This is a genomic window from Flavobacterium sp. (assembly GCF_044348915.1).
Classification (GTDB): domain Bacteria; phylum Bacteroidota; class Bacteroidia; order Flavobacteriales; family Flavobacteriaceae; genus Flavobacterium.
The window spans coordinates 1-12773 of record NZ_JBIKRX010000078.1 but is presented as its reverse complement, the minus strand read 5'-3'; the positions used below and the strand labels follow the sequence as shown (position 1 = coordinate 12773).

Below are 12773 nucleotides of genomic sequence, written 5' to 3'. Positions count from 1 at the left end.
ATGCAGCACAAAACTTTGCTAAAATACGCTCAGTCATTGATACAACTATAAAAAATGGCCTAAATGTATTGGAAGCATTGGTAATAATAGCTAAATTTGAGTTTGAATTATAAACTGATTAGTTACAGTAAATTTTATTCTATAAAATATGATATATCTCACTTATATAATGAATTGTTGGTTTATTAAAAATATCGCTAAAAAAAATCCCATTTCGTTTTTATTGAAATGGGATTCTAAAATTATTAAACTGCTGCCGTTTCAACGGGCAATGGAATTTGATTTTTGAGCAGGTCTTCGAAAGTTTCACGGGATCTAATTAAGTGCCCTTTACCATTTAGCCATAAAACTTCGGCAGGTTTGTATCTCGAATTGTAATTTGAAGCCATTGAGAAGCAGTAGGCTCCTGCATTTCTGAAACATAAAATGTCACCTTCGGTGATTTCGGCAATTCTGCGGTTGTTGGCAAAAGTATCGGTTTCACAAATATAACCTACAACGGAATAAAAACGTTCCTTTCCGTTAGGGTGTGAAATGTTTTCGATATGATGTTGCGATCCGTAAAACATTGGTCGTATCAAATGATTGAAACCACTGTCAATTCCAGCAAATACAGTCGAAGTGGTTTGTTTTACTACATTAACTTTAGCTAGGAAATAGCCTGCTTCGCTCACAAGGAATTTTCCTGGTTCGAAAATTAAAGTCAAATCTTTTCCATATTCAGCACAGAAAGTATTGAATCTTTTGGATAATTTTTTTCCTAATTCTTCAATATCTGTTTCGATATCGTCTTTTTTGTAAGGTACTTTAAATCCACTTCCAAAATCAAGGAATTCAAGTTCTTTGAAGTTTTTCGCCACATCAAATAAGATTTCGGCAGCGTATAAAAATACTTCAATGTCTAAAATATCTGAACCCGTATGCATATGAATTCCAACAATGTGCATTTTGGTATTTTCAACAATTCGCAACAAATGTGGCAATTGATGAATGGATATTCCAAATTTACTGTCAATATGACCTACAGAAATATTAGTGTTTCCACCGGCCATTACGTGCGGATTGATACGGATACAAACCGGAACGTTTGGATATTTTGTTCCAAATTGCTCCAAAATAGAAAGATTATCGATATTGATTTGAACTCCCATTGCAGCAACTTCTTCGATTTCTTCAAGCGAAACACCATTTGGAGTAAAAAAGATTTGATCGGGAGAATATCCTGCGTGAAGTCCTAATTGAACTTCTTGAATTGAAACTGCATCTAAACAAGATCCCATTTCTCTTAATAATTCAAGAATTGCAACATTGGATAAAGCTTTCATTGCATAATTGATACGCAATTTTTCAACTTTCGAAAAAGCCTTTGTCAATCTTTGATATTGTGATTGGATTTTTGCCGCATCATAAACATATAATGGACTACCGAATTGTTCTGCTAATTGTACTAAATCTTTTGCTTGCATTTTTTGAAATATTTTTTGCAAATTTATTACTCTTTATTGAATCATACAAGTAATTAATAAAATGAAACAAATATAACAAAATGTTTTAAAAATAACAATTTCTGTTTTTGCTTCAATTTTAAAGAAAAAAAAGACCTTGAAATGCATCAAGGTCTTTATGAACATAATTTGTATTGTTTTATACTCCTGGCAAATCACCGCCTTCTTTTGTCGGCAAATTAGATGAGCCCATCAAGTGGATGTCCACTTGTCTAGCAGCTTCTCTACCTTCAGAAATTGCCCAAACGATTAACGACTGTCCGCGACGCATATCGCCAGCGGTAAAAATGTTTGGAACGTTGGTTTGGTATTTACCATAGTCCGCTTTATAGTTGCTTCTGAAATCCAATTCTATGCCTAATTGACTGCTTAATGTTTTTTCAGGACCTGTAAATCCAAGTGCTAGTAACGCTAAATCACAAGGCCAAGTTTTTTCGGAACCAGGAACTTCAATCAATTCGGGACGTTGTCCGGGAACCATTTTCCATTCAACATTGACAGTTTTTAAGGCAATCAATTTGCCATTGGCATCTTTGATGAATTCTTTGGTATTAATCAACCAATTTCTGTCGCAACCTTCTTTGTGTGAAGTGGAGGTTTTCAACTGCAAAGGCCAGTAAGGCCAAGGTGTCGTTTCGCTTCTTCCTTTTGGCGGTTTTGGCATAATCTCGAAATTGGTTACAGATTTTGCACCATGGCGATTCGATGTTCCAACACAGTCGGAACCCGTATCTCCACCACCAATTACGATTACATCTTTTCCTGTAGCCAAGACTTGATTTTCAACTTTTTGACCAAAAACAACTTTAGTTTGTTGTGTTAAGAAATCCATAGCTTGAACTACTCCGTCCGCATCAGCACCTGGAGTTGGTAAACCTCTTCTTTCGGTTGCTCCACCACAAAGTACAATGGCATCAAAAGCTTTCAAGTCATTGATATCGTAGTTTACACCAACGTGTGTATTTACTTTAAACGTGATTCCTTCTGCTTCTAAAATAGCAATACGACGATCGATAATTTCTTTTTCCATTTTGAAATTAGGAATTCCGTAACGCAATAATCCGCCTATTGCATCGTCTCTTTCGAAAACGGTAACATAATGTCCCGCTCTGTTCAATTGTTGAGCAGCAGCTAAACCTGCAGGTCCCGAACCGACAACAGCAACTGTTTTTCCAGTTCTTGTTTTTGGTGGTTGCGGTTTAATCCAGCCTTCCTTGAAGGCGCGTTCTACAATATTTTTTTCTAGATTTTCAATTGATACGGGACTTTCAATTAATCCTAAAACACATGCTTTTTCGCATGGCGCAGGACACAAACGTCCTGTAAATTCAGGAAAATTGTTAGTTGAATGTAAAATCCAAGAGGCTTTTTGCCATTCACCTTGGTGTACCATATGATTGAAATCGGGGATCAAATTGCCTAGAGGACATCCGCTATGGCAAAAAGGTATGCCGCAGTCCATACATCGAGAGCCTTGTTTTGTAATTTCAGCTTCATTTAATGGTACTGTAAATTCTTTATAATTGGCAACTCGTTCTTGTACTGCTATATATGATTCATCTATTCTTTCGAATTCTTTAAAACCTGTAACTTTTCCCATTATATTATGCTGTTAATTCTTCAAAAATTTGTTCTTCTGTTTCCAGACGCTTCAAGGCTTTTTTGTACTCCGTAGGCATTACTTTAACAAATTGTTGCAGGCTAGTTTCCCAATTTGCTAATAGTTCGATACCTCTGCTACTGTTTGTGTAGAGTACGTGTTTTGTAATCAATGCTTTCAACTCATCAGCTTCTGCTGTTTCAATTGTTTCAAAAGCGATTGACTCCGTGTTGCATAAACCGTTGGTAAACTTGTTTTCAGGATCATAAATATAGGCAATACCGCCACTCATACCTGCTGCAAAGTTTCTTCCGGTTTTACCCAAAACAACTACTTTTCCACCGGTCATATATTCACAGCCGTGATCGCCAACTCCTTCTACAACAGCCGTTGCACCAGAATTTCGCACTGCAAAACGTTCTCCTGCAATACCATTGATGTAGGCTTGTCCTTCGATGGCTCCAAATAAGCAAACATTACCTACTATAATATTATTTTCGGCAACAAAAGTGGCGCTTGCAGGTTTTTTGATAATTAACTTAGCTCCCGAAAGTCCTTTTCCTAAATAGTCATTGGTATTTCCTTCGACAGTAAATGTTAATCCGTGAGCGCTAAAAGCTCCTAAACTTTGACCGGCAGAACCCTTGAAGTTAATATTTAAGGTGTCTTCCGGTAAACCAAGATATCCGTAAATTTTTGAAATTTCATTACTTACAATAGCTCCAACCGAACGGTTTGTGTTATTTATAGGATAATTCAAAGTCATTTTTTCTTTTCTGTACATCGCGCGGTGCGAATCTTTCAAGATCTGGAAATCCAGTACATTTTCTAAATTATGGTCTTGTTTTTCGGTATTTCTAACAATTCTTTCGCTGTATCCGTCCGGAGTATGCAAAATGGCAGATAAATCTAAACCTTTTGCTTTGTAGTGCGTAATTGCTTTGTTAGAATTGATTTTATGGGTTTGTCCCACCATTTCTGCTAAAGTCCTAAAGCCTAACTGAGCCATAATGCCTCTTAATTCTTCGGCTACATAATAGAAGAAGTTAATTACGTGTTCTGGTGTCCCTTTGAAGTTTTTACGCAATTCTTTGTCTTGAGTGGCTATACCCACTGGGCAAGTATTCAAGTGACATTTACGCATCATTATACAACCAGATGCTACTAGGGGAGCAGTAGCAAAACCAAATTCTTCAGCTCCTAATAAAGCAGCAATTGCCACATCACGGCCTGTTTTTAACTGTCCGTCACATTCTACAACAATTCTACTTCTGAGGTTGTTTAAAACCAATGTTTGTTGTGCTTCAGCTAGTCCAAGTTCCCAAGGAAGACCAGCGTGTTTCAAAGATGTTAATGGAGATGCTCCAGTTCCACCATCGTAACCTGCGATCAATACTACATCGGCTTTTGCTTTAGCAACTCCCGCTGCGATAGTTCCTACACCCACTTCTGAAACTAATTTTACGTTGATGCGAGCTTCTCTGTTCGCGTTTTTCAAGTCGAAAATTAATTGTGCTAAATCTTCAATAGAGTATATATCGTGGTGCGGTGGCGGCGAAATCAAACCTACATAAGGTGTCGAATTTCGTGCTTCTGCAATCCAAGGCAATACTTTTTCGCCTGGCAATTGTCCGCCTTCTCCAGGTTTTGCACCTTGAGCCATTTTGATTTGTATTTCTTTCGCACTTGACAAATAGTGTGAAGTTACTCCAAAACGTCCCGACGCAACTTGTTTGATAGCCGAATTTCGGCTGTCTCCATTCATATCGGGTTGGAAGCGTTTTCTGTTTTCACCTCCTTCGCCTGAATTCGATTTCCCTCCAATACGGTTCATCGCAATGGCTAGGTTCTCGTGAGCTTCTCTCGAGATGGATCCGTAAGACATTGCTCCTGTTTTAAAACGTTTTACAATTTCTGTCCAAGGCTCCACTTCATCTAGCGGTATTGGATTTAAGTTGTCAAATTCAAACAAACCACGGATGGTCATTAAATTATGTGCTTGGTCATTTATGGCTTTAGAATATTCATTATAGCTTGATTGATCACTCAATCTAACAGCTTGCTGTAATTTAGCTATAGTAGTAGGATTGAACATATGTCTTTCGCCATTACGTCTCCATCTGTATTCTCCACCAATATTTAATCCTAAACGATTAGGAATCAAATTATCTGGATAAGCATATTTGTATCGTTCGTTGATTTCTTTTTCTATTTCATACAATCCAATTCCTTGGATTCTTGAAGTAGTATATGGGAAGTATTTTTCAACAAATTTAGAATTGAAACCAACGATTTCAAAAATTTGCGAACCTCTATACGAATGTAAAGTCGAGATTCCGATTTTGTTCATGATTTTTACAAGTCCGTTTCCAATAGCTTTATTGAAATTGTGAACTGCTTTTTCTTCGTCGATGCCAGTAATAAATCCTTCTCGTACTTGTACACGAATGATTTCGTTGACCATATAAGGATTGATTGCACTTGCTCCGTAACCAAATAAAGTGGCAAAATGATGTGGTTCACGTGGTTCAGCCGATTCGATAATAATATCGAAATAAGAACGCTTACGCAAACGGTTCATTTGATGATTTACATAAGAGCAAGCTAATAAAGATGGAATAGGAGCTAATTCTTTATTGACACCTCTATCCGATAAAATGATAATGTTGGTGCCTCTTTCTACTGCCTTTGTAACTTGAATTATTAAAGAGTCTAAAGCATCTTCTAAACCATTTAGTCCTTTGGCTTTTGGATATAAGATTTCAAAAGTTTCGGCGTGGAAATGATCAATCGAAATGGCTCTAATTTTTTCCAAGTCTTTATTAGAGATAACGGGGTTTTGAATTCTTAGTTTTCGACATTGTCTTTCAGTAATGCTGAAAATATTTCTGTCTTTACCAAGATTTAAACTGATGTCAGTTACAATTTCTTCCCGAATTCCATCTAAAGGCGGATTGGTAACTTGTGCAAATAATTGTTTAAAGTAATTAGCAATAAGCTGCGGTCTATCTGATAAAACGGCTAGAGGAGTGTCTGTTCCCATAGAACCAAGTGTCTCTTTCCCAGATTGTGCCATTGGGGTAATTACATCTTGAATGTCTTCGAGTGTATAATTAAAAAGACGTTCTCTGGTAGCTAAATCAGTAGTTTCAATAGAACAAACTTCTGAAGTACTAGGAACATCTTTCAAGTGCAAACGGAATTGATCTAACCATTGCTGGTAAGGTCTTTCAGAAACGATTTTGCTTTTTATTTCTTCATCATTGATGATGCGTCCTTCGTTCATATCCACCAAGAACATTTTTCCTGGTTCTAATCTTCCGTGGCTTTCTACATCTTCTGGAGCAACATCGACAACACCAATTTCTGATGCCATAATCAATTTGCCGCTCTTGGTTACAGTGTATCTAGAAGGTCTTAAACCATTACGGTCTAATAAAGCACCTACATAATCACCATCTGAAAATGGAACTGATGCTGGACCATCCCAAGGCTCCATTATACAAGCATTGTATTCGTAGAATGCTTTGCGTTCTGGTGACATGGTTTGGTGTTTTTCCCAAGCTTCTGGAATCATCATCATCATTGCTTCTGGCAATGATCGTCCTGTATGAAGTAGCAGTTCAACCACCATATCCATCGAAGCAGAATCTGATTTTCCTGGGATAATGATTGGGAATAATTTGTCTATTTGTGATCCAAAAACGTCACTTTTCATGATTTCTTCACGAACACGCATTCTGCTCACATTTCCTTTTAAAGTATTGATTTCCCCATTTTGACAGATGTATCTAAACGGCTGAGCCAATTCCCAGGAAGGCATGGTATTAGTAGAAAAACGTTGGTGAACTAAGGCCAAACGAGTTACTAAGTCGGTTTGTTGTAAATCGGTATAATATGGCCCAATATCTTCAGGCATGATGATGCCTTTATATATTAAGGTAGTAGTCGATAAACTTGGAATGTAAAAATAGGAGTTCTCCGAAATTTTAGAATTAATGATCGTGTGCTCCGTAATTTTACGTGCAGCATACAATTTTGCTTTAAAAGTTGCATCATCAATTGCTTCGCTTTTTCCTATGAATATTTGTTTAATTGTTGGTTCAGAGGCCAAAGCAATTTCTCCTAATTGTGAAGAATCTACCGGAACATCTCTCCAACCCAAAATCATTAAACCTTGGTTCTTTATTTCTTTTTCGAAAATGTCTTTACAGAAAACATATTGGTTCTCAGTTTTTGGTAAAAAGACCATTCCAACTGCATATTCACGTGCATTTGGCAGCTTGAAATTACAAACTCTATTGAAATATTCGTGAGGGATATCTATCAATAAACCAGCACCATCTCCTGTCTTTCCATCAGCACTAACTCCACCACGATGTTCTAGTTTTACTAGAATTTCTAATGCATCGTGAATAATTTGATTTGTTTTCTCGCCTTTAAGATTGCAAATAAATCCAGCTCCACAGTTTTCATGCTCGAATTCTGGCAAATAAAGACCTTGTTCTTTAATTTTCATGCTTATTATTTTTTTATGCAAAAATAAAGATTTCATTATTCACATCAATTTTTATGTTTGTCTTTCACTTATTTTTGCTATTATGTTAAAAATTCATTCGAATAATAGCAATTAATCATTCAAAATCAGCCAAATTAACAAAACGATAATTCTAATTTGATAATTTGGACTAATTTCAGAAAATATTATTAGAGATATTGAAGTTTTATTTAAAACACTCAAACGATATAGTGCTTTTGTTTTGGTCGATTTTTATCGAAAATTCCGGTCATAAAATTCAATGTTTTGTTTCAAAAAGATATTGCTTTCAGTTTTTTTTTCTCTCTTTAAAAAATTATGGTTTTATTAAAAAAAGATATATAGTTTTAAGATGATTTTTTGTTATGTTTGTAGCACTTTTTTATATAAGCAAAAAAATACTGAATAATGGACATACACGAATACCAAGGAAAACAAATTTTAGCCAGTTATGGTGTAAAAGTGCAACGTGGATATGTAGCAAACAACCCACAAGAAGCGGTTGCAGTTGCTAAACAATTGACTGCCGAAACTGGAACAGGTTGGCACGTAGTAAAAGCACAAGTTCACGCTGGTGGACGTGGAAAAGGCGGAGGAGTAAAACTTGCCAAAAATCTACAACAGGTAGAAGAATTAGCCGAACAAATTATTGGAATGAATTTAATTACTCCTCAAACTTCTGCTGAGGGTAAAAAAGTTCATAAAGTTTTGATTGCTGAGGATGTTTATTATCCTGGCGAAAGCGAAACTTCCGAGTTTTATATGTCGGTATTATTGAATAGAGGTAGAGGTCGTAATATGATTATGTATTCTACCGAAGGTGGAATGGATATCGAGCATGTGGCTGAAACTACACCTCATTTAATTTTTACTGAGGAAATTGACCCTTCAGTAGGATTACAAGGTTTTCAAGCAAGAAGAATTGCCTTCAACCTTGGACTTTCAGGTAATGCTTTCAAAGAAATGGTGCAGTTCGTAGATGCTTTATACAAAGCATACATTGGGTCAGATGCATCTATGTTTGAAATCAATCCTGTTCTGAAAACTTCCGATAACAAAATTATTGCAGTTGATGCTAAAGTGAATTTAGATGATAATGCATTATTTCGTCATCCAAAATTAGCTGAAATGCGCGACGTTCGTGAGGAAAATCCAATCGAAGTAGAAGCAAAAGCAGCCGGTTTGAACTATGTAGATCTTGACGGAACTGTAGGTTGTATGGTAAACGGTGCAGGTCTAGCAATGGCAACAATGGATTTAATAAAATATGCCGGTTTTGAACCAGCAAACTTCTTAGATGTAGGAGGAACCGCCGATGCTAAACGTGTTGAATTAGCATTCCGTATCATCTTGAAAGATCCAAATGTGAAAGCGATTTTGATTAATATCTTCGGTGGAATCGTTCGTTGTGACCGTGTTGCTCAAGGTGTTGTTGATGCTTACAAAAATATGGGAGACGCTATTACAGTGCCGATCATCGTTCGTTTGCAAGGAACCAATGCTGAAATTGCGAAAGAGTTAATCGATAATTCTGGAATGCCAATTTTATCGGCTGTACAATTTCAAGAAGCTGCGGATCAAGTTAAAAAAGCACTTTCTTAATTAAAGAGAAATAATTTTATAGTAAAAATCCTGTTAGCTGCGGCTAACAGGATTTTTTATTTGCTATTTCTTGAATCAGATTCGATTCAAATATATTGAAACCAGGTTTGTTTTTTTGAGCGATGTCAAACATTGCTTTGGCTACAGCTTCACTTTGGATTGGTTTGTATTTTCTAATATTCCCAACAAATGCAAAGGAAAAAAGATTCATAAAAAATGCACCCATTTTTTCTCCTAAACGAAATTCTTTTCTCTCGCCCAAAAGTAGCGAAGGTTGAAGGACTGAAACACTTTCGAAATGGCAAACTTTAAGAAAATCTTGAATGTCTCCCTTTGTTTTTAGATAAAAGTTTCCGGACTTGGCATTAGCTCCAATAGATGAAATAATCAAAAATTGTTTAACGTTATTCTGCATTGCAATAGATGCGAATGTTTTGGGATAACCAAAATCTACTGTTCTGAAAGCCTCTTGACTTCCAGCTTTCTTTATGGTTGTGCCAATTGTGGAGAAGAAATCGTCTCCTACAACAAATTTCTCATAGCTTTCCGGATTGTCAAAATCGATTAGGTGTTGCTTTAATTTTGGATGCTGAATTCCTGAATCTCTTTTTACGAAAGTGATTACTGCTGAATATTCGGCACTTTTTAGAAGAATTTCTAAAAGTTGAGAACCAATAAGTCCCGTACTGCCAATAATCAATGCGGTTTTCATTATTTATACTTTTTTATTCTTCCCAAAATTGAATTTCACTTTCTCAACCACTTGAACTTTTGGAGCTGGCTTTTTGAAAGGTTTCTTTTTAGCTGCAGGGTTCGTTTTAGAAGGGCTTTGGTCGCCTCTTGCTTTCTCTTCGCCTTTTGGTTTTGCTTTGAATTCCTTGCGTTCCTGCGCTCCCTCTTTGGAAGGAATTTGAGCTTTATGCTTTGCCAAAACCTCGTTTGGGTTCTTTGGGGTTTCTTTGGTTCCTCGTAAATGAATTACCAGTCCGTTTAGGAAATTACGCAATATTTGATCGCCACATTCTACATAATTAGGATGGTCTTCGGCACGAAAAAAAGCGCTCAATTCTGATTTTGAGATTCTAAAATCAACAAGTTCTAAAATTTCTACTATTTGGTCATCTCGCAACATCAATGCAACTCGTAGCTTTTTGAGGATATCGTTATTTGTCATTTTTATATTTTTTACAAAGGTACGCTTTAAAAGTAATCTGAAAGTCTATTATTGAAGAACAAAAAGAGCTAATAATTATTATGAATTTCAGTAATTATTCGTGCCATTTCACTTCTTATCTCATCAGTAGTTCTCGTAAAGTTGTTATTCATAAACGCATAGATTAATTTCTTGCCTTTTCGAGTAATGATGTAGCCGCTCTGGTTGTACACATTGGTAAGCGTTCCCGTTTTTGCCCAAACAAATGCTTTTTCATTGTCCGTTTTATAAGCTCTTTTCAATGTACCTGAAATTCCACCAGCTGGAAACAAACTTTGTAGCCTTTCTTCATCGTTGATTTTGTTGCTGATTTTTTTTAGCAAAATAATTGAGCTGTTTGGAGTGAATAAATTATAACGAGACAAGCCAGAACCATCAACCCAAGTGATGTCATTCGCAAACTCTTTCATAAAATTTATTTTGCTGTAATCAATTATTTTGTCGGTTGATAATTCGTTTGACATTGTCGACGAACAGACTAACAACAATTGTTCGGCAATGAAATTATCACTAACCAGCATCATTTTTCGCAGCACATCATCAGTTTTTTCGCTGTAAACTAATTTGAAATCTTTTGGTAAAGGAATGTCAATTAGGCTAATGTCTTTGTTGGTTTTTTCCTCCAGAAGTGAAATCGTCAGTTCAGGACTTGTTTTAAAAGGGATTTCTTGCAGGTAACCTGTTTTAGAAATAGTAGAAGGATAAGTAAATTGATTACTATAAAAATCTCGATGAATAGTAAAATATTCGTGAATATAATTGGGGTCAACTTTGAAAAACGGTTGTAAAAAAGGAGGTTTTACAGTCACACCTCCAGCCTCATTTTTATAGACTTTCGCTGTATTTCCATCTACTGGAAAAGCAGTCAATTCTGGTTGAAAATCTTCTAAATAATCATCGTAATTCCAACCATATCCATAAAAATTTCCTTTGTAATTATTGGAAATAAAGAATAATTTTTTGGTTGATGCCTTCAAAAAATCAACAACTTTATTCGATTTGAAAGTAGAGTAGGCTAGTGTAGGATCGCCCGTACCCCAAAAAATCAAGGAGTCTCCTTTGATTGTATATTTTAGAGCGGGAATCGAATCGCCCAGTACATTTAAAGCAGTGTAAAAAGTATACATTTTTGTATTGGATGCTGGGACAAAGTGTTTGCTCGCATTTTGCTCATAAATCATTTTGTCTTTTTCTTGGTCAAAAAGAGCAAAGCCTACAAAGTGTTCGTTGAGAAGTTCCGATTTCTCAATGAGCTTTTTGATTTTTTTGGTCGGTATTTTTTGGGAATAGACCGACGTGGCAATAGCAAAAATCAGGATATAGAGAAGTTTATTTTTCATGTATTTAGTTGCTTATAATATTATGAAACACCTTTGGTTCTTTTGATAAATCTACGAAAAAGCCATTGATAACTGCATACCGAGGTTTTGAGTTTTCTACTAGGATGAAATTAGCTGCTTTTCTCGTTTCCGGGTTGTTGTTTACTATGGTTTCGTTTTCGGTTAGCTGAAGTATTCTGTTTTTAGTGTTTGGATTGTTTCTATCGGTTATTTTTACATATAAATAACCTTGTTGGGCTAACTGAAATTCTTCTGTAAGAGTCAAATCACCCCATTCTTTTTGAGTCATTATTTTGATTTTTGGAACCATATAATCCATTCCGTTGGCATCAAAGTTTTCGTAACCAAAATTATTATGCATATCGCCAATTTCGGCAATTGTTCCTCTAAAAGATACTGACTTTAAATCACTATTTAGAATTTGTTCCTGATTCACGCCAATATCTGTTTTGAATTTGAATCCATTTTTGGATAAGCCCAAGTTACGAATTACCAAATCATAATTAAAACGGCTGTTGACTTTAATGTTAAAATAGTCTTCCTCGTTTTCTTTTTGGTAAGATTGATCACAAATACTTTCAAAAGATTGTAAGATGGTATAGAAGTTTAATTTCCGGATGAATTGTTTTTCAATATCATCTTTATAGCCACCAGATTCTATTAAAATTGTAGAAACGCCCCAAGATTGGAAATTATCTCCAAAGGCGCGTGGTTCAAATTCATCATTATATCTAGAAACTTTCCCGGGTATATAGTTCTGTAGATGTGAATTCATATTGGCAATAAGTTTGATGGCCTTTTTTCGAACTACATTTTCAGTTTGCTCATAATCGAATGCAGGGGCTAAAAACGAAATTGCTGCTGGTTCTTTAGTGTGTCCAATAGAATATAAACTACTTTGATCATGTAAATTATAACCGAAATCAGGTTTTACTTTTTTACAAATGGTTTTTAAAATATTGGCTTCTGGAGTCAC

Annotated in this window: 7 protein-coding genes and 1 pseudogene; 1 reads left to right on the top strand and 7 read right to left on the bottom strand. The window is 35.8% G+C overall.

Features of this window, described 5'->3' with window-relative positions:
* Positions 1–245 precede the first annotated feature (245 nt).
* The 3 genes from lysA to gltB all read right to left on the bottom strand — a co-directional run bounded on the left by lysA (position 246) and on the right by gltB (position 7618).
* Positions 246–1466 carry a diaminopimelate decarboxylase gene (lysA, locus tag ACIQ1E_RS11640; RefSeq protein ID WP_396171477.1) on the bottom strand — a complete coding sequence of 407 codons (1221 nt, stop codon included), beginning with the start codon at positions 1464–1466 and terminating at the stop codon, positions 246–248.
* A 178-nt stretch (positions 1467–1644) separates the two neighbouring features.
* Positions 1645–3105, bottom strand: coding sequence for a glutamate synthase subunit beta (locus ACIQ1E_RS11635; protein ID WP_396171476.1), 1461 nt, complete (start codon positions 3103–3105; stop codon positions 1645–1647).
* 4 nt (positions 3106–3109) lie between these two features.
* Complete coding sequence (gltB, locus tag ACIQ1E_RS11630) at positions 3110–7618, bottom strand: glutamate synthase large subunit (protein ID WP_396171478.1); 4509 nt, start codon at positions 7616–7618, stop codon at positions 3110–3112.
* A gap of 432 nt (positions 7619–8050) precedes the next feature.
* Between gltB and sucC the strand changes: the two genes are divergently transcribed.
* Positions 8051–9244: an ADP-forming succinate--CoA ligase subunit beta gene (sucC, locus tag ACIQ1E_RS11625; protein WP_396171475.1), complete on the top strand. Its 1194-nt coding sequence runs from the start codon at positions 8051–8053 to the stop codon at positions 9242–9244.
* Between the two features lie 43 nt (positions 9245–9287).
* On the opposite strand, the gene ACIQ1E_RS11620 is transcribed toward sucC, so the two are convergent.
* The 4 genes and pseudogenes from ACIQ1E_RS11620 to ACIQ1E_RS11605 all read right to left on the bottom strand — a co-directional run.
* Positions 9288–9956: an NAD(P)H-binding protein gene (locus ACIQ1E_RS11620; RefSeq protein ID WP_396171474.1), complete on the bottom strand. Its 669-nt coding sequence runs from the start codon at positions 9954–9956 to the stop codon at positions 9288–9290.
* A 3-nt stretch (positions 9957–9959) separates the two neighbouring features.
* Positions 9960–10418 (bottom strand): DUF1456 family protein, encoded by a 459-nt coding sequence (locus ACIQ1E_RS11615; protein ID WP_396171473.1) that lies wholly within the window; start codon positions 10416–10418, stop codon positions 9960–9962.
* 68 nt (positions 10419–10486) lie between these two features.
* Positions 10487–11797 (bottom strand): D-alanyl-D-alanine carboxypeptidase, encoded by a 1311-nt coding sequence (locus ACIQ1E_RS11610; RefSeq protein ID WP_396171472.1) that lies wholly within the window; start codon positions 11795–11797, stop codon positions 10487–10489.
* Between the two features lie 4 nt (positions 11798–11801).
* Positions 11802–12773: pseudogene (locus ACIQ1E_RS11605) on the bottom strand (peptidase M14); the annotation flags it as partial.

Excerpts from the sequence above, each read along its gene's own strand:
- ACIQ1E_RS11635 (WP_396171476.1), bottom strand. The coding sequence starts at position 3,105 with ATGGGAAAAGTTACAGGTTTTAAAGAATTCGAAAGAATAGATGAATCA.
- ACIQ1E_RS11615 (WP_396171473.1), bottom strand. The coding sequence starts at position 10,418 with ATGACAAATAACGATATCCTCAAAAAGCTACGAGTTGCATTGATGTTG.
- sucC (WP_396171475.1), top strand. The coding sequence starts at position 8,051 with ATGGACATACACGAATACCAAGGAAAACAAATTTTAGCCAGTTATGGT.
- ACIQ1E_RS11620 (WP_396171474.1), bottom strand. The coding sequence starts at position 9,956 with ATGAAAACCGCATTGATTATTGGCAGTACGGGACTTATTGGTTCTCAA.
- lysA (WP_396171477.1), bottom strand. The coding sequence starts at position 1,466 with ATGCAAGCAAAAGATTTAGTACAATTAGCAGAACAATTCGGTAGTCCA.
- ACIQ1E_RS11610 (WP_396171472.1), bottom strand. The coding sequence starts at position 11,797 with ATGAAAAATAAACTTCTCTATATCCTGATTTTTGCTATTGCCACGTCG.